20 protein-coding genes and 1 riboswitch are annotated in these 20,958 nt (G+C 68.5%); of the genes, 7 read left to right on the top strand and 13 right to left on the bottom strand.

What is annotated here, in order from left to right:
* Positions 1 to 124: 124 nt before the first annotated feature.
* Together radA and RPIT_RS01620 are read left to right on the top strand one after the other, a co-directional pair.
* The gene (radA, locus tag RPIT_RS01625; protein ID WP_077339939.1) at positions 125 to 1,510 is read left to right on the top strand and encodes a DNA repair protein RadA; all 1,386 of its coding nucleotides are present in this window, start codon (positions 125 to 127) and stop codon (positions 1,508 to 1,510) included.
* 2 nt (positions 1,511 to 1,512) lie between these two features.
* Positions 1,513 to 2,589 (top strand): HEAT repeat domain-containing protein, encoded by a 1,077-nt coding sequence (locus RPIT_RS01620; protein ID WP_077339926.1) that lies wholly within the window; start codon positions 1,513 to 1,515, stop codon positions 2,587 to 2,589.
* 6 nt (positions 2,590 to 2,595) lie between these two features.
* Here the strand turns inward: RPIT_RS01620 and RPIT_RS01615 are convergent, their stop codons facing one another.
* On the bottom strand, positions 2,596 to 3,369 hold the full coding sequence (locus tag RPIT_RS01615; RefSeq protein WP_077339924.1) for a HEAT repeat domain-containing protein: 774 nt from the start codon (positions 3,367 to 3,369) through the stop codon (positions 2,596 to 2,598).
* 131 nt (positions 3,370 to 3,500) lie between these two features.
* Between RPIT_RS01615 and disA the strand changes: the two genes are divergently transcribed.
* The 4 genes from disA (at position 3,501) to RPIT_RS15525 (ending at position 8,440) form a co-directional block, all read left to right on the top strand.
* Positions 3,501 to 4,343 carry a DNA integrity scanning diadenylate cyclase DisA gene (gene disA / locus RPIT_RS01610; RefSeq protein WP_162274466.1) on the top strand — a complete coding sequence of 281 codons (843 nt, stop codon included), beginning with the start codon at positions 3,501 to 3,503 and terminating at the stop codon, positions 4,341 to 4,343.
* A gap of 261 nt (positions 4,344 to 4,604) precedes the next feature.
* A riboswitch (TPP riboswitch) is annotated at positions 4,605 to 4,710 on the top strand.
* Positions 4,711 to 4,736: 26 nt separating this feature from the next.
* The gene (locus RPIT_RS01605) at positions 4,737 to 5,780 is read left to right on the top strand and encodes a thiamine ABC transporter substrate-binding protein (protein WP_077339908.1); all 1,044 of its coding nucleotides are present in this window, start codon (positions 4,737 to 4,739) and stop codon (positions 5,778 to 5,780) included.
* A 54-nt stretch (positions 5,781 to 5,834) separates the two neighbouring features.
* Positions 5,835 to 7,475 carry an ABC transporter permease gene (locus RPIT_RS15530; RefSeq protein ID WP_218121618.1) on the top strand — a complete coding sequence of 547 codons (1,641 nt, stop codon included), beginning with the start codon at positions 5,835 to 5,837 and terminating at the stop codon, positions 7,473 to 7,475.
* The gene (locus tag RPIT_RS15525) at positions 7,469 to 8,440 is read left to right on the top strand and encodes an ABC transporter ATP-binding protein (RefSeq protein ID WP_218121617.1); all 972 of its coding nucleotides are present in this window, start codon (positions 7,469 to 7,471) and stop codon (positions 8,438 to 8,440) included. Before RPIT_RS15530 ends, RPIT_RS15525 begins: the two co-directional genes overlap by 7 nt.
* A gap of 17 nt (positions 8,441 to 8,457) precedes the next feature.
* On the opposite strand, the gene pgsA is transcribed toward RPIT_RS15525, so the two are convergent.
* The 3 genes from pgsA to RPIT_RS01585 all read right to left on the bottom strand — a co-directional run bounded on the left by pgsA (position 8,458) and on the right by RPIT_RS01585 (position 12,448).
* Positions 8,458 to 9,072, bottom strand: a complete 615-nt coding sequence (pgsA, locus tag RPIT_RS01595) for a phosphatidylinositol phosphate synthase (RefSeq protein WP_077339906.1) — start codon at positions 9,070 to 9,072, stop codon at positions 8,458 to 8,460.
* Positions 9,073 to 9,503: 431 nt separating this feature from the next.
* A complete protein-coding gene (locus tag RPIT_RS01590; RefSeq protein WP_077339904.1) occupies positions 9,504 to 12,014 on the bottom strand; it encodes an ATP-dependent Clp protease ATP-binding subunit in 2,511 nt (836 codons plus the stop codon).
* Between the two features lie 107 nt (positions 12,015 to 12,121).
* A complete protein-coding gene (locus tag RPIT_RS01585; RefSeq protein ID WP_077339902.1) occupies positions 12,122 to 12,448 on the bottom strand; it encodes a histone-like nucleoid-structuring protein Lsr2 in 327 nt (108 codons plus the stop codon).
* Positions 12,449 to 12,522: 74 nt separating this feature from the next.
* On the opposite strand from RPIT_RS01585, the gene RPIT_RS01580 reads away from it, so the two are divergent.
* Positions 12,523 to 13,626, top strand: a complete 1,104-nt coding sequence (locus tag RPIT_RS01580; protein WP_077339899.1) for an NADH-quinone oxidoreductase subunit D-related protein — start codon at positions 12,523 to 12,525, stop codon at positions 13,624 to 13,626.
* A 203-nt stretch (positions 13,627 to 13,829) separates the two neighbouring features.
* Here RPIT_RS01580 and RPIT_RS01575 read toward each other — a convergent pair whose 3' ends face one another.
* The 9 genes from RPIT_RS01575 to hpt form a co-directional block, all read right to left on the bottom strand.
* Positions 13,830 to 14,438, bottom strand: a complete 609-nt coding sequence (locus RPIT_RS01575) for a hypothetical protein (RefSeq protein ID WP_077339897.1) — start codon at positions 14,436 to 14,438, stop codon at positions 13,830 to 13,832.
* A 59-nt stretch (positions 14,439 to 14,497) separates the two neighbouring features.
* Positions 14,498 to 15,406, bottom strand: coding sequence for a dihydropteroate synthase (folP, locus tag RPIT_RS01570; protein WP_226996309.1), 909 nt, complete (start codon positions 15,404 to 15,406; stop codon positions 14,498 to 14,500).
* Positions 15,403 to 15,891, bottom strand: coding sequence for a DUF3180 domain-containing protein (locus tag RPIT_RS01565; protein ID WP_162274465.1), 489 nt, complete (start codon positions 15,889 to 15,891; stop codon positions 15,403 to 15,405). Before RPIT_RS01565 ends, folP (RPIT_RS01570) begins: the two co-directional genes overlap by 4 nt.
* On the bottom strand, positions 15,888 to 16,451 hold the full coding sequence (folK, locus tag RPIT_RS01560; protein WP_077339893.1) for a 2-amino-4-hydroxy-6-hydroxymethyldihydropteridine diphosphokinase: 564 nt from the start codon (positions 16,449 to 16,451) through the stop codon (positions 15,888 to 15,890). The genes RPIT_RS01565 and folK overlap by 4 nt, the downstream gene beginning before the upstream one ends.
* Positions 16,444 to 16,752 carry a dihydroneopterin aldolase gene (folB, locus tag RPIT_RS01555; protein WP_237267839.1) on the bottom strand — a complete coding sequence of 103 codons (309 nt, stop codon included), beginning with the start codon at positions 16,750 to 16,752 and terminating at the stop codon, positions 16,444 to 16,446. The genes folK and folB overlap by 8 nt, the downstream gene beginning before the upstream one ends.
* A gap of 107 nt (positions 16,753 to 16,859) precedes the next feature.
* Complete coding sequence (gene folP / locus RPIT_RS01550) at positions 16,860 to 17,645, bottom strand: dihydropteroate synthase (protein ID WP_077344159.1); 786 nt, start codon at positions 17,643 to 17,645, stop codon at positions 16,860 to 16,862.
* An 18-nt stretch (positions 17,646 to 17,663) separates the two neighbouring features.
* Positions 17,664 to 18,230: a GTP cyclohydrolase I FolE gene (folE, locus tag RPIT_RS01545; RefSeq protein WP_077344160.1), complete on the bottom strand. Its 567-nt coding sequence runs from the start codon at positions 18,228 to 18,230 to the stop codon at positions 17,664 to 17,666.
* Entirely contained in the window at positions 18,230 to 20,269 is a 2,040-nt protein-coding gene (ftsH, locus tag RPIT_RS01540; protein ID WP_193432234.1) for an ATP-dependent zinc metalloprotease FtsH, read from the bottom strand. The genes folE and ftsH overlap by 1 nt, the downstream gene beginning before the upstream one ends.
* Positions 20,270 to 20,398: 129 nt before the next feature.
* Positions 20,399 to 20,950 (bottom strand): hypoxanthine phosphoribosyltransferase, encoded by a 552-nt coding sequence (gene hpt / locus RPIT_RS01535; RefSeq protein ID WP_077339891.1) that lies wholly within the window; start codon positions 20,948 to 20,950, stop codon positions 20,399 to 20,401.
* Positions 20,951 to 20,958: the final 8 nt, after the last annotated feature.

The raw sequence follows: 20,958 nt of genomic DNA, 5'->3' as shown, positions 1-20,958 counted from the left end.
GCGCGACCATAGTGGTCGTACATGTCGCTGAATGGCACCTCTCGGGACGTGCCTCCTGTTCGGTATTTGGCCGTGCCGGGAAACAAGCGCAGGACCTGTCGGTGGTCGCGCGTAGGCTGCACGGGTGGCGAAGAAGCAGGATTCCTACCAGTGCACCGAGTGCGGCTGGGTCAGCACCCGCTGGGTCGGCCGGTGCGGCGAGTGCCAGGCCTGGGGCACCGTCGCGGAGCGCGGTGCGCCGAAGCTGAGGCAGGTGGCCTCCTCGGTGCCCGCCGATAAGGCCGTGCCGATCTCCGATGTGGCCACTGACAAGGCGCAGCGACGCCGCACCACCATCGCCGAGCTCGACCGGGTCCTGGGCGACGGACTGGTCCCGGGCGCGGTGGTCCTCCTGGCCGGAGAACCCGGGGTCGGGAAGTCGACGCTGCTGCTCGACGTGGCAGCCAAGTGGGCTCGATCGGGCCAGACCACGCTGTACATCTCGGGGGAGGAATCCGCCTCTCAGGTGAGGCTGCGCGCTGAACGCACCAGCGCCCTCGACGACAAGCTCTACCTCGCCTCGGAGACCGACCTGGGCACGGTGCTGGGCCACATCGAACAGGTGCGACCCTCCCTCCTGGTGCTCGACTCGGTCCAGACCATCGCGACCGCCGACGCCGAGGGCGCCCCAGGCGGACCGGCGCAGGTGCGCGAAGTGACCGGCGCCCTGGCCCGCGTCGCCAAACGCGAGGACATGGCGGTGGTCATCGTCGGTCACGTCACGAAGGACGGTTCCATCGCCGGGCCCCGCACGCTCGAGCACCTCGTCGACGTCGTGCTCACCTTTGAGGGGGACCGGCACTCGGGCTTCCGCATGGTGCGGGCCACCAAGAACCGCTTCGGACCCGCCGACGAGGTGGGCTGCTTCGAGATGAGCGAGCGCGGCATCGTGGAGGTGCCGGACCCGTCCGGGCTGTTCACCACCGCCCATTCCGAACCCACCCCGGGCACCTGTGTCACGGTGACGCTCGAAGGACGCCGGCCGTTGCTCGCGGAGATCCAGGCCCTCGTGGCCCAATCGCCGAACCAGTCGTCGCCTCGACGAACCACGCACGGCCTGGACAGCTCCCGCATCGCCATGGTGCTCGCGGTGCTGGAGCGCAAGGCGAACCTGCCGCTGTCCTCCCACGACGTGTACGTCTCCACCGTCGGCGGGGCCAGGGTGACCGACCCGTCAGTCGACCTTCCGGTGGCGGTGGCCGTCGCCTCGGCGGCGCTGGATCGCCACTTCCCGAAGAAGCTGCTGGCCCTCGGCGAAGTGGGTCTGGCCGGTGACCTCCGGCGGGTGCCCGGTGTGGAGCGCCGCCTGGCCGAGGCTTCGCGGCTCGGGTTCGAGCTGGCCGTCGTTCCTCGCGGATCCCGTGACGTCACGGTGAAGGTTCCCAAGCTGGGCGGGCTCAAGGTGGTCGAGGTGGAGACACTGGCGGATGCCCTCGGCATGCTCGACCTGCGCCGAGCCGCGAGGCAGTGACGATGGAGTGGCTCCGCATCGGTGAAGTGGCCGCGCGCACCGGCCTCACCCCGCGAACTCTCCGGCACTACGACGAACTCGGACTCCTGGTACCGAGCGGCCGCACGGATGGCGACTACCGGCTGTACTCCCGCGACGACATGGACCGCCTCCTGGCCATCCAGCACCTCAAGTCGCTGGGGCTCGGCCTGGCGGAGATCCAGCAGGCGCTCGACGATCCGACGTTCGACGCCGGTCCGCTGCTCGAGCGGCACGCCCGCGTCGTCGAGCAACGCATCGCCGCGGAGCAGGCGCTGTTGCGTCGGCTCCGGCAACTGCAGACCGCCGCGCAGACAGGGTGGGACGAGGTGCTTGAGACCATTGCGCTCAGCGAGCGCCTGCGTCATCCCGACGGCGAGGTCCGGTTCCGGGCCGCGCTGACGGGCCACGCATCGGCGCCGGTCGAGGACCTGGTGGAGCGCCTCCGCTCGGACCCGGAACCCGGGGTCCGCGAAGCGGCCACGTGGGCGCTGGCCCAGCAAGGTCCGGCCGCGCTGAGGGCAGTCTCGTCGCTGGCCGACGGCGACGCCCAGGCGAGGCACGCGCTGGCCCACGTGCTCGGCAAACTCCGGACCATCGAGGCCCTCCCCCAGCTGTCCCTGCTGCTGACCGACGACGTGCCCGAGGTGGCGGCCAAGGCGGCGTTCAGCCTCGGCCAGGTTGGCGGCGACGAGGCAGTTCAGTTGCTCATCGGCGCGCTGGAGGATGGTCGGGTGGCCGTGCGTGACGAGGCGACCTCGGCCCTCGGCCGTCTTCCCGAGTCTCTGGCGTCGCTCACCGCGGCAGCGTCACATCCGCTCCCGCAGGTGCGCGCGCAGGTGGCCGAGGCCCTCGGCTTCCTGGCCCATCCGGAGGCTGTCCCGGTCCTCATCGCAGCCCTTGAGGACGACGATGCCGACGTGCGGTTCTCCGCCCTGCTCGCGCTGGGCAGCGCAGAGGGCCCCGAGGCGCGTCACGCGCTCGAGGCCCTCACTGCTTCACCCGACCGGCGGACCAGCCTGGTGGCCGCGCGCCTGCTGGAGGCCCGGCCGCTGAGCTGACCATTGTCAGCGCCGAGCGCTCGGATCCTGTGCCGGGCGCTCCTCGAGGAAGCGCTTGGCGATCGCGGACAGTACCGCGTCGTCGCCCTCCGCAATCCGCTGGAGCGGTTCGTCGGCGGCGAAGGCCAGTTGCCCGAGTGCGGAGACGGCGGCCAGCCTCACCTCAGGATCGTCGTCCGTGGTGGCGGTCTCAAGTGCGGTCGCGGCCGCGTCCGCCTCCGGCCCACCCACGTAGCCGAGCGCGTCGGCGGCGTGGTGCCTGACGACGGCGTCGGCGTCGGCCAGGCGCTTCACGAGCGCGTCGACGCCGTGCTCGCCCAGCCGACGGAACGCGTCGCTGAGCGCGTCGCGCTGCCAGTCGTCGCCGTCACCGAGGCGCTCAGCCAGGGCGTCGGCGGCCCTCGGGCCACCGGTGTTGGCAGCGGCACGGTAGGCCTTGATGGCGACGTCGGCGTGGGTGTCAGCCACGAGCGGCCGGACGTGCTCGAAGTGGTCGGGGTTGGCCACCTTGCTCACCACGTGTGCGCCGGTGAACCGCTCGTGCTCCGACTCGCTCGCCAGCAGCGCGAGGATCTCGTCGTTCGCGTCGTCAGCGTGCTGGACGATGGCCCAGGTGAGGTCCTCCTTCACCCGGCCGTCCGTCTCGGACTTCAGGTGGGCCAGCAGCGCCGGGACGATCTCGGGACCTTGGAGAGCGCCCAGAGCGAGGGCGGCGTGCCGACGGTCGGTGCCGACGCTGGAATCGAGTTGGTTGATCAGGGTGGTCACGTCGTACTTCATGCTTCGAGGCTAAAGCTTCACGCGACGTGAAGGTCAAGCCGGCCACCTAGCGCCCTGGGAAGTACTGCTCAATGCTCTTCTGGTTGCTCAGTGGTTTCCCTAGACTGAAACCCTGTCCGCAGGAGGATTTATTGTCCAGGTCGACCGTCCGCCGCTACCTCAAGCAGCTCGCACCCGGTACCCCGGTGCGCGCCGGGCTGGATCGCATTCTCCACGGCGGGACGGGCGCGCTGATCGTGCTGGGCAACAACGCCAAGGTGCAGCAGGTCTGTTCCGGCGGGTTCCAGATCGGCGTCGACTGCACCGAGCAGTCCCTGCGGGAACTCGCCAAGCTCGACGGGGCGATCGTCCTCACCAACGACCTGAGCCGCATCGTGTCCGCCGGCGTGCATCTCGTTCCCGGGGGAGATCTTCCGACGGCGGAGACCGGAACGCGGCACCGGTCGGCCGACCGCACGGCCCAGCACGCGGGCGTTCCCGTGGTCACCGTGTCGGCATCCATGGGCACCATTTCGCTGTTCCTGGCTGGACGGCGCCACGTCGTCGAGACGGTCCCACAGGTGACCAGCCGGGCCAACCAGACGCTGGCCACCCTCTCGAGGGTGGTGGGCCGCCTCACCGACATGCTGGACCACTTCTCGACGCTGGAGATCGGCGAGCAGGTGACGCTGCGCGACCTCACGCAGGTGGTGCACCGCCTCGAGTTGACCCGTCGGTTGTCGTCGGAGATGCAGTTCTACACCGATGTGCTCGGCGTGGAAGGGCGGCTCGTGTCGCTCCAGCACGCGGAGCTCGCCACCAGCTTCGACGGCCTGGCGGACCTGCTCACCCAGGACTACTCCCACAACGTCGCCGACCCCGCCGCGTTCGACCTCACGACGCTGCACAACTTCTCCGGCGAGGAACTCTTCGCGAGCCAGCTAGTCGCCGAACGGCTCGGATTCGGGGCAGCGCCAATCTTGAGCAGTCGCTGACGAGCCGCGGCATCCGCCTGCTCACCCGGACGGGCCGCCTTCCGGGCCCGCTCGTCACCAGGCTGATCAGCGAACTCACACTGCAGGAACTCTTCGGAGCTTCGGTGGCGACGCTGATGGAGATCGAAGGAATCGGCCCGCAGCGCGCGCGCCAGATCCGCGACGCGCTCGCCCGGATCACCGAGTCCAACTGACGACCTGCGCTGCCAGCAGGGGGCTTCGGACCAAGCTCAGCGACCGTCGTCAATCGGCTACAGTGACCGGTACACACAGGGGAGCGCCACAGGGGCGCTGAGAGTGCGGATCACCGCAGACCCTCAAACCTGATCCGGTTAGCACCGGCGTAGGGAGTGAGATCTCCTCGGGCCTGCCCGAGCCTCCGAAAGGAGCACCATGAAGTTCAGCGCCACGCTCGCCACCGTCACCCTCGTCGCCCTCGCCGCGTGCAGTGCGCCGACCCCCGGCCCCGCTGAGGGATCCGCACCTCCTACCGAGTCCACGGAGCTCACCGTGGTCACCCACGATTCGTTCACGCTGCCGGACGAGCTGAAAGAGCAGTTCGCCGAGGAGACGGGCTACGAGGTGACGTACCTCGCGCCGGGCGATGCTGGGGCACTGGTGAACCAGCTCATCCTGACCAAGGACTCACCGCTCGGCGACGTCGTCTACGGCATCGACAACACGTTCGCGAGCAGAGCCGACGACGAGGGCATCCTTACGGACTACGACTCCCCCGCACTCCCCCAGTCATCGACGCAGTTCGATGCTGCCGGCCTCACGCCGATCGACTTCGGGGACGTCTGCATCAACGCGGACAAGGACTGGTTCGAGGAACGGGACCTGCCGCTGCCCACCACCCTCGACGACCTGACCGACCCTCGCTACAAGGACCTGCTCGTGGTGACCAACCCGGCGTCGTCCTCGCCCGGTCTGGCCTTCCTCATCGCCACCATCGGGGCCAAGGGCGACGGCTACCTCGACTACTGGCGAAGCCTGATGGACAACGGCACGCTCGTCACGTCCGGCTGGTCGGACGCCTACTACACCGAGTTCTCCGGGGCCGACGGCGAGGGGCCCCGACCGCTCGTCCTCTCGTACGCAACCTCGCCCGCCTTCACCGTCGAGGACGGCGAGTCCTCCACGGTCGCCCTTCTCGGCACCTGCTTCCGCCAGATCGAGTACGCGGGCGTGCTCGCCGGTGCCGAGAACGAGGCGGGGGCCCGCGCGTTCATCGACTTCATGCTGTCGCCGAAAGTCCAGCGGGCGATCCCGACGAACCTCTACATGTACCCGGTGGTCGCCGACACGCCGCTCCCCGAGGAGTGGGTGAAGTTCGCTCCGCTCCCGACGCAACCGATCGAGGTCAGCGCGGACCGCATCAGCGAGAACCGGGACCAGTGGATCAGGGACTGGACCGAGGCCACCAGTGACTTCTGATCGGCCCTCATCGCTCATTGCGGACCGGAGCGCCACCAAGCCACCGCCGCCCGCATGACCAGGTGGCGTCTGGCGTGGCTGATCGCCGCGCTCGTACCCGCCGTGTTCCTCGGGGTCTTCTTCGCCTGGCCCGTCGCCGCGCTGGTCGCGAGGGGCTTCCACGACGCAGAGGGGTGGACCCTCGACGGGTTCCGGCAGGTCTTCGCGTCCCGCCGGACATGGCGTGCGCTGACGTTCACCCTCTGGTCGGCAGGCGTGTCGACAGTCGCGTGCCTGGTGCTCGGCCTACCCGGCGCCTACCTGCTCTACCGGTGCCACTTCCGCGGCCGAGACGTGCTGCGGGGGCTCATCACGATCCCGTTCGTGCTGCCGACGGTCGTGGTCGGCGTTGCGTTCGGGTCCCTGCTGCGCCGAGACGGGCTACTGGGCTGGACCGGCCTCGACGGCACCCCGACGGCGATCATCGCGGCCATGGTGTTCTTCAACTACTCCGTGGTGGTGCGGACCGTCGGCACCTTGTGGGCCAGGCTCGACCCCCGCCTCGGCCACGCCGCCGCGATGCTGGGCGCGTCACCGCTGCGGGCACTGGCGACGGTGACCCTGCCCGCCCTTACCCCTGCCGTCGTCTCCGCTGCCTCGCTCGTCTTCCTCTTCAGCGCCTCGTCCTACGGCATCGTGATGGTGCTCGGGCAGACCCGCTACAGCACGATCGAGACCGAGATCTGGTTTCTCACCACCCAACTGCTCGATCTGCCGGGAGCAGCTGCGCTCTCCGTCGCCCAGCTGGCGGTGGTCACGGTGGCGCTCTGGGTGAGCGGACGAGCGCAGGCGACCATGACCCGGGCGCTGCGCCTGCAGCCCGACGTCGCGGCCTCCCGGCGCCTCGCCCTGCGCCGCGACTGGGTTGCGGTGAGCATCACGACCGTCGTCGGCACCCTCCTCCTCGGGCTTCCTGTGGCGAACCTGCTCTGGCGTTCGCTCCACGCAGAGGGGGCCTTCGGAGTCGGCAACTATGTGCGGCTGTTCAGGGACGGGGCCTTCGGGACGAGCGTGTGGTCGGCACTCAGGACCACGCTGCTGACGGCGACCGCCGCCATGACGATCGCGCTCACGCTCGGGGTGCTCGTGGCCCTCGTCGCCTCCCGCCGCCCCCGCAGCCGCCGTGGAAGAAACGCCTTGTCCGCACTGGAGGCGCTCTTCCTCCTGCCGCTCGGGGTGTCCGCGGTGACCGTCGGCTTCGGGTACCTCATCACGCTCAACCGACCACCCCTCGACCTCCGCTCCTCGATCGTGCTCATCCCCATCGCGCAGGCCATCGTCGCCCTGCCCCTGGTCATCCGCACGCTGCTGCCGGTGCTCAGAGCGATCGACCCGCGCCAGCTGGAGGCCGCCGCGACGCTCGGAGCGCACCCCTTTCGAGTCCTGCGCGACATCGAACTGCCCCATGTGGGGCGCGGGCTCGGCCTCGCCGCGGGCTTCGCATTCGCGACGTCGCTCGGCGAGTTCGGAGCCACCAGCTTCCTTGCGCGTCCCGACAACCCGACGCTGCCTGTCCTCATCTTCCGGCTGTTCGGGCGGCCGGGAGCCGAGAACTACGGTTCGGCGCTGGCCGCTTCTGTGGTGCTGGCAGGATTGGCAGCGATCACGATGGCCGCCGCCGAGCGCGTCCGGCCGAGGGAGGTGACGTCGTGGTAGGCCTTGAGGTGCGCGACGCCGTCGTCCGGTACGGCGCGACCACAGCCGTCGACCACGTGAGCCTCCAGGTGACCCCTGGCGCAGTCGTGGCGCTCCTCGGTCCCTCCGGATCCGGGAAGTCCACCCTGCTGCGAGCGATCGCAGGGCTCGAGCCGTTGGTGTCCGGGGCCGTGCTGTGGGACGGCACGGACCTCGCCAGGGTGAAGGTGCACAAGCGCAACTTCGGTATGGTGTTCCAGGACGCGCAGCTGTTTCCCACCATGACTGTCGGCCGCAACATCGCCTACGGGTTGGGGTCACTGGGCAGAGCGGCTCAACGTGAGCGCGTCGCCGAGATGCTCGACCTCATCGGGCTACCGGGGTTCGAGTCCCGGCGGGTGACGGAGCTCTCCGGTGGCCAGGCGCAGCGGATCGCGCTGGCCCGCTCGCTGGCTCCCTCCCCACGCCTCCTGCTGCTGGACGAGCCATTGTCTGCCCTCGACACAGGCCTTCGGCGACGCCTTGCCGATGATCTCGCCCGGATCCTGCGGGCCACGCACACTACAGCCATCCACGTCACGCACGACCACCAGGAGGCATACACGGTGGCCGACACCGTGGCGGTGCTGCAGGAGGGCCGGCTCCTGCAGGAGGCCGACCCGGACGCGCTCCGGAGGACGCCCGCCTCCCGTGAGGTGGCGGCCTTCCTCGGCTTCCGAGCCTTCGTCACTCAGCAGCAGGCGCGGGTGCTGCTCTGGGACGGCACGCTGCCCGTCGGCACCGTGCTCGGGATCGGGCCGGGTTCCCTGGTGCCCGACCAGGCCGGGGTAGAGGTGCCGATCCTGGACCAGGGCTTCACCGTCGACGACGTCGAGGTGGGGGTGCGGTTGCCCGACGGCCAGCGCGCCGTCGTCTCCGTGCCCGAGCGACTCGACTCCTCGACGATGCGCATCCGACTGATCGGTGGTGCCGTCACCCCCGTCTGAGCCGGCGAACTCGCTGCTCAGGATTGGGGGGCGTCAGGTCCCTTCGACTGTCGCCACGCCGCTGCTATCCGCTGCCCGGCGGTGATTGCGCTCCCCAGCGCCACCAGAGACAGCGCTGCGGTCAGGACCCACAGTGGCGCACCGAGATCGACGGCCAGCGCGCCGGCCCCGGCGATCACGAGCCGGTCGGTTCGCTCGAAGAGCCCGGTCGAGGCGTCCCAGCCCTCCACCTCGGCACGCGCTCGCGCGTAGGACACGACGAACCCCATGACGAGGGCACCCAGGGCGAGCCACATCGTCGCTGTGTCGTGCAGGGCCGCCCAGATGGCAAAGCCTGCGAAGACAGCGCCGTCCGCCACCCGGTCCAGCGTCGAGTCGAGGAATGCTCCGAACCGGGACTCCCGTCCACCGAGACGCGCCATCGTGCCGTCGAGGCCATCGGCCAGCAGGAAGGCCCCGATGATGAAGAACGCCAGCGCCCACCGGCCCTGCGGCAGGAGCCACAGCGAGGCCACGGCGACGCCGAGTGTTCCAACCACCGTCACGGCCGTCGGTGTCAGTCCCACCCGCAGGAGAAGTCCGGCCAGTGGGGTGAGCGCACGCCCGTAGGCTCCGCGCAGAAACGACAGCACCGGGTCAGCGTACCCAGCCCCGGCCGACGCTGACCCTGAGCCTCGCCACACGACGTCCTGGGGTCGGGGGGGGTCGGGAGTAGGACTGGACGCCAACCCACAACCGCGAACGCCAACCGGCCGACCCGAACGCCAACGCCCAGCCGACAACGCCAACCGGCCGACCCGAACGCCAACGCCCAGCCGACAACGCCAACCAAGAACCGAGACGCCAACCGACATCCCGTGTCGCCCGCGAGACCCAGCGTCACCCGCGATATCTCGCTGGCGTCGCTGGGCCTCGGCGGCGTTTGGGCCTGTCCGTTGGCGTTTGGGCCTGTCCGTTGGCGTTCGGTCCTGTCCGTTGGCGTTCGGGTCGGCAGGTCGGCACGGGACAGAGCGCAGACGCGACGACGGGGCGGACCAGGTGGTCCGCCCCGTCGGCGTGGTTGTCAGGCCGTCGGCCCGGCTTCGCCGTCGGCGACCGGCTCGAGTTCCGGCACCTCAGTCTTGGCCACACCGGTGAACTTGAACGGCAACTCGGAGCCCTCCTCGGCCACGTCCACCTGGACGATCTGGCCGGCGCCGATCTCCCCGAAGAGGATCTTCTCGGCCAGGATGTCTTCGACGTCGCGCTGGAGTGCCCGTCGCAGCGGGCGCGCACCGAGGACCGGGTCGAAGCCGCGCTTGGCGATCAACGTCTTCGCGGCGGGGGTGAGCTCGATGCCCATGTCCTTGTCGCGGAGGCGTCCTTCGATCTGCGCCACCATGAGGTCGACGATCCGCTCGATGTCCGCCTGGGTCAGCTGGTGGAAGACCACGATCTCGTCGACGCGGTTGAGGAACTCGGGACGGAAGTGCTGCTTGAGCTCGTCCGACACCTTCGCCTTCATCTTCTCGTAGCTGGACTCGGTGTCACCGGACCTGGTGAAGCCCAGATTGACATTCTTCGAGATGTCTCTGGATCCAAGGTTCGTGGTCATCACGATGACGGTGTTCTTGAAATCCACCACGCGGCCCTGCGCGTCGGTGAGACGACCCTCATCCAGAATCTGCAGAAGCGAGTTGAAGATGTCGGGATGCGCCTTTTCGATCTCATCGAAGAGCACCACGGAGAAGGGCTTGCGGCGGACCTTTTCGGTCAGCTGTCCGCCCTCTTCATATCCGACGTAGCCGGGAGGCGAGCCGAACATCCGCGAGGCGGTGTGCTTCTCGGAGTATTCGCTCATGTCCAGCGTGATGAGGGCGTCCTCGTCACCGAACAGGAACTCGGTGAGCGCCTTGGTGAGTTCGGTTTTGCCGACGCCCGAAGGTCCGGCGAAGATGAACGAACCGCTGGGGCGCTTGGGATCCTTGAGACCCGCCCGGGTACGGCGGATAGAGCGCGAGAGCGCCTTCACTGCGTCGTCCTGGCCGATGTATCGCTTCGCCAGTTCCTGCTCCATGCGGAGCAGTCGCTGCGATTCCTCCTCGGTCAGCTTGAAGACCGGGATGCCCGTGGAGCCGGAGAGCACAACTGCGATCTCCTCCTCGCCGACCACAGCCGGGATGTCGGAGTCGCCCTGCTTCCAGGCCTCTTCCTTCTCAGCCCGCTGTGCCCGGAGCTTCTGCTCCTCGTCGCGCAGGCGCGCGGCGCGCTCGAAGTCCTGAGCGTCGATCGCCGCGTCCTTCTGGAGCTTGTTGGCCGCAATCGCCTCGTCGAACTCGCGCAGATCCGGCGGTGCCGTCATCCGCTGGATGCGGAGCCGTGCTCCCGCCTCGTCGATGAGGTCGATCGCCTTGTCGGGCAGGAACCGGTCCTGGATGTAGCGGTCCGCCATCGTGGCGGCGGCGGAAAGCGCCTCGTCCGTGATGGTGATCCGGTGATGCGCCTCGTAGCGGTCGCGAAGGCCCTTGAGGATGTCGACGGTCATCGCGACCGACGGCTCGGCCACCTGGATCGGCTGGAACCGGCGCTCCAGCGCGGCGTCCTTCTCGATGTGCTTGCGGTACTCATCCAGCGTCGTGGCGCCGATCGTCTGCAGCTCCCCCCGAGCCAGCATGGGCTTGAGGATGCTCGCCGCATCGATCGCGCCCTCGGCTGCGCCGGCACCGACGAGCGTGTGGATCTCGTCGATGAACAGCATGATGTCGCCGCGGGTCTTGATCTCCTTGAGGACCTTCTTCAGGCGCTCCTCGAAGTCACCGCGGTAGCGGGATCCGGCGACGAGTGCGCCCAGGTCCAGCGTGTAGATCTGCTTGTCCCGCAGCGTCTCGGGCACGTCACCGCGCACGATCGCCTGGGACAGGCCCTCGACGACGGCGGTCTTGCCGACGCCGGGCTCACCGATCAGCACGGGGTTGTTCTTGGTGCGACGGCTCAGCACCGTCATCACCCGCTCAATTTCCTGGGTGCGGCCGATGACCGGGTCGAGCTGGTTCTCGCGCGCCGCCTGGGTCAGGTTGCGGCCGAACTGGTCCAGGATCTGGGAGTTGCCCTTCTCCGGTCCGGTCTCCGGGGCGCCCGACATGGACGCCTCGCGCCCCTGGTAGCCCGTGATGAGCTGCAGCACGGTGCTGCGCACGCGGCTGAGGTCGGCCCCCAGCTTGATGAGCACCTGCGCCGCGACGCCCTCACCCTCACGGATCAGCCCGAGCAGGATGTGCTCGGTGCCGATGTAGTTGTGGTTCATCTGCAGCGCCTCGCGGAGCGAGAGCTCCAGCACCTTCTTGGCGCGCGGCGTGAACGGGATGTGGCCCGTGGGCACCTGCTGGCCGGGGCCGATGATCTCTTCAACCTGCTCGCGCACCGCGTCGAGCGCGATGCCGAGCGACTCGAGAGCTCTCGCGGCCACACCTTCGCCCTCATGGATGAGCCCCAACAGGACGTGCTCCGTGCCGATGAAGTTGTGGTTGAGCAGCTTCGCTTCGTCCTGCGCGAGGACGATGACACGCCTGGCGCGGTCGGTGAACCGTTCGAACATTGATAACTTCCCTCCTGCGGCTGGACGACGAGCGTACGGCCACTCCGTCTAGCTTACTAACGAGGGACAGCGATCAAACTATCCGGCGTCCTCCCTGGGCGAACTTGTCAGTGCGCGGCTTCGTAGGCCTCGACGATGTGGGCCGGCACCCGGCCACGATCGGACACCTCGTAGCCCTCCCCACGCGCCCAGCTGCGGACCGCGGAGGTGTTGCCCGAGCGGGCTGAACTAGACGAGGAACGACGCTGGGTGCGTCCGCGCGAGACCTTGTCGGCCTTCTCGATGAAAGGCGCGAGCGCGGTCTCGAGCTTCTTTCGGTTTGTTTCATTCAGATCGATGGAGTAGTTCTTACCGGCCAGGGCGAATTCGACGGTCTGAGCGCCCTCCGAACCGTCGATGTCGTCGGTGAGAATGACGCGGATTTGGCGAGCCATTGTGGCGCTCCTTAAGTGCTGGGGATAGCTAAGATGACACTACAGCCTGCGGCAAGGAATGTTCCAGAGGAAATATGGATAAGCAGTACACAATTGGCGGATTGAGCCTGCCCGGGCATGATTCTCTTTCGCTGGGCCCGCGCCACCCGACGAGCGTCGGCCTCATCCGATTGAGCCTCCACACCGACAATGGGGTCATCTCGCACGCCGATGTCACGAGCGGCTTCGGGCATCGAGCGGCGGAAAAGCTCTTCGAGGTCCGCGATTACCGGTCCATGATCATGCTTGCCGATCGCCACGATTGGCTCGCCGCCTTCAGCGGTGAACTCAGCCTGACATTGACCGTGGAGAACGCTCTGCGGCTCACCCCTCCCCCCCGCGCCACCGTCCTGCGGACCCTGTTGGCCGAGTACGCGCGGCTGCACAGCCACCTGTCGTTCCTCAGCTACCTCGCAGATGGCGAGCTCGAGGCGCGGCTCTGGGCGTGCGTCGAGGGGTTGCGGCAGGGTCTGCTCACGTGGACGGGCAACCGGGTGCACCCCATGCTGGCCAGGGTGGGAGGTCTGGCGGCCGACGTCCCTGCGGGCTGGCTCGATGCCCTCGACGATCTGCTCGACGACGTCGCACGCGTGTCCTCCGACCTTCGGGGGGTGCTCGCCCGCACCGACAGGTTCTCGGGCCTGGCGGTCCTCGATGCCGAGGCCTGCCTGTCCTACGGATTGTCCGGTCCCGTCTCGAGGGCCGCGGACCTGGACCTCGACCGTCGATACACGGGCTACCTCGCCTACGGGGAACTGCACCGCCCAGTCCAGACCCGCGACGCGGGTGACGCGCAGGCCCGGTTCGGTGTGCTGATCGACGAGTTGGGCACGAGCATCGACATGATCCGGATGGCGCGCGCGCTGGCCGGCGAGACGCCGGGCGACGTCGACGTGCGGCTGTCCCGGCGCCTCAAGGTGCCGGAGGGGGAGCATCAGACGCAGATCGAGGCTCCGTGGGGCGTTGCCGGGTGCCTCATGGTCTCCCGCGGCGGACAGACTCCGTGGCGGGTGGCGCTGCGCACCCCGTCGTTCGCCAACCTCTCGGCCCTGGGGGCGGCGCTGTCAGGTGCGCCCGAGGAGCAGATCTGCGACGTCGTCGCCTCGCTCGGCTACACGATCGGCGACGCGGACAAGTAGGCCGGCCATGCCTGGGCCTGGGCGGGCACATCGCCGCTCCTGGTTGGTCGAGTTGAGCAAGTGAGATGGGTCAACGCGGCGACACGCCGCGATAACAGCGTTTGGATTCGACGACCCGTCTCATTTGCTCAAATCCCACTGTGGGGAAACGCGACGACGGGCCCACCCGCAGTGCGGATGGGCCCGTCGTAAGGATCAGTGGATCAGGCTTCCTTGGCGTAGTGCACCGGCAGTCCGTCGAGGTTCAGCTTCGCGAGGTCGACCATCGTGGGGTGCTCGTCCTCGCCCCAGACGTCGTCGATGCTGGGGCGGACGTGGCGGGGCAGCGCGACGATGTTGCCGGTGTCCTCGGCCTCCAGCTCTGCGATGCGGGTCTCGAGTGCCTCGACCCGGGCCTGGCGCTCCGCAACCTCAGCGCGGAGCCACGCGTTGTTGCCCCGCATCGAGCTCAGTTCGGCCTTGGCGGCGCCGAGCTGGCGGCGGAGCTTGGCGATGACCGCCTGGAGGTTCTCGGAACGTGCGTTGAACCGGCCGATCATGGCGACCGACTCCTCGTGGAAGCGCTGGGCCTGCTGCGCGCGCATGCCCATCTCATGGCGCAGTTCCTCGTTGTGCCGGACCTTCTCGGCGGCGAGTTCGCGCCAGGCGGCCCACACCGCCGCGTACGCCATGATGAGGGCGACGACGACGCCGGCCCGAACGACCCAGACTCCTCCGACGAGGGAGGCGAGGGACACCACGGTGCCGACGACGAGGATAGTGAGGGCAAGGGTGCGCTCGGAAGATTTCGGGGAAGCGTGTCGACCAGCCATGCGGCCATGGTAACCGGTCACCCAACCCCTCCCTACTAGGTGCGGCGGTGTGTCGGGGATCAGATGTTGTGCCGCAGGTTGGTCGGCTCGCGCAGCCCGAGCAGCGCCTCCGCCATGCGGACGGCGTCGACCGTCGCGGCCACGTCGTGAGCGCGGACGATCCGCGCGCCACGCTCCAGGCACCACGCGGTGGCGACCAGGGTGCCGGGGAGGCGCTCCCGCTTGGGCCGGTCCACCGTCTCCCCGACGAAGTCCTTGTTGCTGAGCGCCGCCAGGAGCGGCGGGCCGAGCCGGGCGAACTCGTCGAACCGCCGCACGATCTCGAGCGTGTGGAGGGTGTTCTTGTTGAGGTCCGGCCCAGGGTCGACGATGAGCTGCGCAGGCGTCACCCCCGCGTCCACGGCCTGCTGCACGCGAAGGCTCAGGAACTCGCTCACCTCCCGGACGACATCGTCGTAGCGCGGACTTGGCAGCAGAGTGCGGGGAACGGCCTTGGAGTGGGTGATGACGATCGTCGCGCCGGACTTCGCGGCCACCTCGGCCAGGGCGGGGTCGGCCAGCCCCGAGGTGTCGTTGATGATCGCCGCTCCCGCACCGACGGCAGCCCCGGCCACGGCGCTGCGGAACGTGTCGACCGAGAGCACCGCAGTGGGAGCCTGGGACAGGACCTCCTCGACGAATCCGACGATGAGATCGATCTCCTCGGACTCGCTCACCTCACGCGCGATCGGCGAGAACGGCACACCCCCGACGTCGACGATGTCCGCCCCTGCTTCGATCGCGGCCAGCGCGGCGTCGACGGCGGGCTGGAGGTCGTACGTGCGCCCGTCGTCGAAGAAGGAATCGCGGGTGCGGTTGACGATCGCCATGACCGCGGCGCGGCGGTCGAAGTCGAACTCGCGCCCGCCGATGCGTCGCTGTGCTGCGGTGATGGTGGGACGCACTGCCGTGTGCTGCGGGCGGCTCACGCCGGTTCCGCCGCGCCCCCCGCGTCGTCGTCATCGTCATCGTCGGAGACGACGCAGGCGCGCTCGAGAAAAGCTCCGGCGACCGCCAGGAGCAGCGCCGTGGCGATCGTGGCGGCACCCTGGATGACTCTGGCCGATGGTAGGGGCGCGTCGAAGAGCTGGAGGTATCTCATCACGTAGACCACATGGGCACCCGCGAACAGCGCGCCCGTCATGATCGAGGACTTACCGATCCCGAGCGCCGCGACGGCCTCCTGGGACGAGACGCGACGTTCCTCCAGCCGCTTGGGCAGAAGGCGTGCGTAAATGGCGACCGCCGCGGAAAGGACGACGAAGAGGATCGGCACCGACCACGGGACCACTGGAGGAAAGTCGCCGGCCAGTTCGAACGCGGCGAGGATCAGGGCACACACCAGGGCGCCGGCGAGGACGGCGACGAGGGCCTGCCTGCCGGTGGTGAGCCCGAGCTTCGGCTGCTCGCTCAAAATCCGGTGTTGGCTTGGATCACCACGTCTTCGCGCAGCGTCACCGTCGAGGTGTCCACCTCGTCGAGCAGGTCCGCGATCCTGCCGTGGCCGGCGATCTCTCCGTTCGGGTCGATGTCGTGCCAGGGAACCAGCACGAAGGCCCGCTCGTGCGCCGCCGGGTGCGGCAACTCGATGTTGTCCTCGGAGATGCGCTTGCCCACCATGATGATGTCAATGTCGAGCGTGCGGGGGCCGTGACGCTCCTCACGGGTGCGGCCGAAGTTCTCCTCGATGGCCTGCGCGCGATCCAGGATCGTCAGCGGCTCAAGGGTCGATTCCGCCACGACCACGAGGTTGAGGAAGTCGTCCTGCTCCTGGATGTCGCCGAACGGCTTGGTCTGATACACCGGCGACACGTCGACGATGATGAGGTCCGGGGTGTCGGCGAGGTAGTCGACGGCCTCCTGCAGGATGACCGGCGAGTCACCCATGTTGGATCCGAGGCTCAGCACGACCTTCGAGATGGGCCGGAGGTTCCCCAGCGTGTCGACGTCGATGTCAAAGGGCCCGTTAGACATGTCTGCTCCTGTTGATCGTTACGGAAACGTCCGCAAAGGTCTGGCTGAGGGGGGCACGGGGCTTGTGCACCGTGACCGTTACGCGGTCAACTCTGCCACGAAGCAGGCAACGCTCCGCAATCTCACCCGCGACTGTCTCGATGAGGTTGCGCGGCTCCCCCGTGATCACAGCTTCCACATCATCGGCGATGTCGGCGTAGCTGACGGTGTCGGCCAGATCGTCGCTGGAGGTCTCCAGCGGCAACTCGAGGACAACGTCGACGACGAAAGGCTGACCCTCGCGGCGTTCCTCCGGGAACACCCCGTGAAAGCCGGTTGCGGTCAGCCCGGTGATCGTGATGGCGTCGATGATGCGGCTCCTCTCGTGCGTCGAGACTATCGCACCCCCACGGGTGGGGGCGCCCGGCCTCAGCCCTGTCCATCGGTAAGGCGACGGGCCACCGCGACCGCATCCACCTGCCCCGACACTTCGTGGGTGCGCACTCCCCACACCCCGTGCTGCGCGGCCCAGAACGAGATGGCCGCGGTGGCCGAATCCCGACCCTGCGGTTCACGCCCGCCCAGCAGCTCACCGAGGAAGGCCTTTCTGGAGGCTCCGACGAGGAGCCGGTGACCGAGGGCCTGGAAATGATCGAGGTTCCGCAGCAGGGTCCAGTTGTGGTCCCAGGTCTTGGCGAAGCCGAGCCCGGGGTCGAGGATCAGGCGGGTTGCGTCGACGCCCGCCTCCACGGCCGCGTCCCGGCGGTTCAGTAGTTCCTGGGTCACCTCCGCCACCACATCGCCGTACACCGCCTCCCGTTGCATGCGCTCGGAGTGGTCGCGCCAGTGCATGACGACGAAATCAGCCGAGGAGGCCGCCACCACACTGAGCATGTCGCGGTCGGCGAGACCTCCGGAGACGTCGTTGATGAGCTGCGCGCCCGCCTCCAGCGCGGCCGCAGCCACGGCGGCCCGCATCGTGTCGACGGAAACGGTCACCCCGTCGGCGGCCAAGGCCCGGACGATGGGCACCACCCGGCGCATTTCATCGGACTCGGAGACGCGCTGGGCACCCGGCCTCGTGGACTCTCCCCCGACGTCGATGATCGAGGCCCCCGCGGCGAGCATCTCGCGGGCATGGACCAGCGCAGCGTCGGGGTCCAGGAAGTCGCCGCCGTCGGAGAACGAGTCAGGGGTCACGTTGAGGATCCCCATGACCAGCGTCACGGGAGCTCAGCGCCCCAGGATGAGGCTCATGGCCTCGGCTCGCGTGGCCGGGACACGCAACTGGCCTCGCACGGCCGACGTGACCGTCATGCTGCCGGGCTTCTTGACCCCGCGCATCGTCATGCAGGTGTGTTCGGCCTCGAGGACGACGATGACGCCGTGCGCGTCGAGATGCTCGACGAGGGCTTCGGCGATCTGGCTCGTGATGCGTTCCTGGACCTGGAGTCGGCGGGCGAACAGCTCGACGAGACGGGCGAGCTTGGACAGTCCGGTCACGCCGCGCTCGGGCGAGGGGATGTAACCGATGTGCGCGACGCCGGTGAACGGAAGCAGGTGGTGCTCGCACATGCTGACGAACCGGATGTCCTTGACCAGGACCATCTCGTCGTGGTCGATGTCGAAGGTCTTGGCCAGGAGATCGGCCGGATCGGCACCGTGTCCGGCCAGCATTTCGGCCCACGACCTGGCAACCCGGTCCGGCGTCTCCAGCAGGCCGTCGCGGTCCGGGTCCTCACCGACGGCGGCGAGCAGCTCCCTGACCGCCGCGATGGCGCGCTGGTGGTCGACGGCCATCAGTGGCTCGGCGGTGCGCTGGGGGGCCCCCACGGGGAGGGCCCGGTGGACGGGGGCTCAGGGTCGGTTCCGGGCGCGAAGTCGGGGGCACCCGACGGAGGGTCGAGCACCGCCGGCTTCTCGGGCATCGGCTCCGCGGCCGGAGGCACCTCGATCGGTGGGACATCGGAGGGGATGCGCAGGTCCGACCCGGTCCAGGCCGGCCGCTTGTCCCGGCGACGCAGGGGCTTGAAGATCTCGGCGATCTCAGCCTTGTTGAGCGTCTCCCTGGCGAACAGCTGACGGACCAGTTCGTCGAGCACGTCGCGGTTGTCGGTCAGGACGTCGAAGGCCTCCTGGTGGGCCGTGTGGATGAGCTTGGCGACCTCCTCGTCGACGACCGCGGCCATCGACTCGGAGAACTCCGCCGACGAGTCGGTGCCACGCATCCCCATGAAGGGCTCCGAGTCCCCGCCGCCCAGCTTGATGGATCCGACGCGCTCGCTCATGCCGTACTGCATGACCATCGCGCGGGCCACCTTCGTCGCCTTCTCGATGTCGTTGGCGGCACCCGTGGTGGGGTCGTGGAAGATCAGTTCCTCGGCCGCCCGGCCGCCCATCATGTAGGCCATCTGATCGAGCAGCTCGCCCCTGGTCCGCGAGTACTTGTCGTTGTCCGGCATCACCATCGTGTAGCCGAGGGCACGCCCGCGGGGAAGAATGGTGACCTTCTGCACCGGGTCGTTGCCCGGCATCGCAGCCGCGACGAGGGCGTGGCCCCCCTCGTGGTAAGCCGTGATGAGCCGTTCGCGATCGTTCATCAGGCGGGTCCGCTTCTGGGGCCCGGCGATGACACGGTCGATGGCTTCGTCGAGCTGGGGCTGGCGGATCATCTCCTGGTTCATGCGCGCGGCCAGTAGGGCCGCCTCGTTGAGCACGTTCGCCAGGTCGGCACCGGAGAATCCCGGCGTCCGGCGGGCGATCGACAGCAGGTCCACGTCGCTCGCCAGCGGCTTGCCCTTCGCGTGCACCGCCAGGATCTTGGCGCGGCCGTCCGCATCGGGGGCCTCGACGCCGATCTGGCGATCGAAGCGACCGGGCCGCAGCAGGGCCGGGTCGAGGACGTCGGGGCGGTTGGTGGCGGCGATGAGGATGACCCCACCGCGCACATCGAAGCCGTCCATCTCCACCAGCAGCTGGTTGAGGGTCTGCTCCCGCTCGTCGTGGCCGCCGCCCATGCCCGCGCCGCGGTGCCGGCCGACGGCGTCGATCTCATCGATGAAGATGATCGCGGGGGCGTTCTCCTTGGCCTGGTTGAACAGGTCGCGCACGCGGGAGGCGCCGACGCCGACGAACATCTCGACGAAGTCCGAGCCGGAGATGGAGAAGAAGGGCACCCCGGCCTCGCCCGCGACGGCGCGCGCCAGGAGCGTCTTGCCCGTGCCGGGTGGGCCGTACAGGAGCACGCCCTTGGGGATCTTGGCGCCGAGCTTCTGGAACTTGGCCGGTTCGGCGAGGAACTCCTTGATCTCCTCCAGTTCCTCGACCGCTTCAGCCGCCCCGGCCACGTCGCCGAACGTCGTCTTGGGAGTGTCCTTGCTGACGAGCTTGGCCTTGGACTTCCCGAACGACAGGGGCCCGCCCGAGCCGCTGCCCGAGACCGAGCGCATGACCCAGAAGAAGATGAGGATCAGCAGCAGGAACGGCAGGCCGGTGTAGAGGAACATCTGCAGGAGGCCCGGCGACGGGTTCCGTGCGGACCACTCGTCGACCGTGCCCTCGGCCTTGCGCGCCTCGAGGATCGGGACGATGTCGTCGACCTGATTGCCGACCCAGGCGGACTGGGTCTTGTTGCCGTCGGCGTCGATGATCTGGATCTGCTGCTCGCCGTCGACAAGCACCACTTCCTGCAGATTCTCGTCGCTGTTGAGCAGCTCAAGAGTCTGTGAGGTGGGCACCGTCTGGTAACCCTGGAAGGAGTTCACCATCTGCATGACGAGCACCAGGAAGAGCAGGCTGAGGAAAATCCAGGCTATGGGGCTCTTGAAGAACTTCTGCAACGTGTTGCCGATCTGGGAAAAGTAGGTGGGCGGGCGCACAGAAACCTTACCAGCGGGAGCAACGGAGCCCCCTCGACGAAGCCAGTGCCCACCCGGCGGTCACTCTCCGCGGCGGGACGGGCATTGCTTTCAGCTGTAGACGTGCGGCGCCAACGTGCCGACGTCGCGCAGGTTGCGGTAGCGGCCGGCGTAGTCGAGGCCGTAGCCGACGACGAACTCGTTGGGGATTTCGAAGCCCACGTACTTGACCGGCACTTCCATCTGGGCCGCGTCAGGCTTGCGGAACATGGTCATGATCTCAAGGCTGGCGGGCCCGCGGGATGCGAGGTTGCTCATGAGGTAGCTCAGCGTCAGCCCGGTGTCGATGATGTCTTCGACGACGATGACGTCACGGCCCTCGAGGTCGGTGTTGAGGTCCTTGAGGATCCGCACGACGCCGCTGGACTGGGTGCCGGACCCGTAGGACGAGACGGCCATCCAGTCCATCTCGACGTGGCTGCGCATCGCCCGCTGCAGGTCGCTCATCACCATGACGGCACCGTTGAGGACGCCCACCATGAGGACGTCCCTGCCCGCATAGTCCTCATCGATCTGGGCGGCGACCTCGGCCACGCGCGCCTGGATCTCGTCGGAGGTGAACAGCACCTTGGCCAGGTCTTGCGAAACGTCAGCAGCATCCACGGGGCGAG

The organism is Tessaracoccus flavus (genome assembly GCF_001997295.1).
GTDB classification, from domain to species: Bacteria; Actinomycetota; Actinomycetes; order Propionibacteriales; family Propionibacteriaceae; genus Arachnia; species Arachnia flava.
Note: the sequence above shows the minus strand (reverse complement) of the source record. Positions and strands in the feature narration are given on the sequence as shown.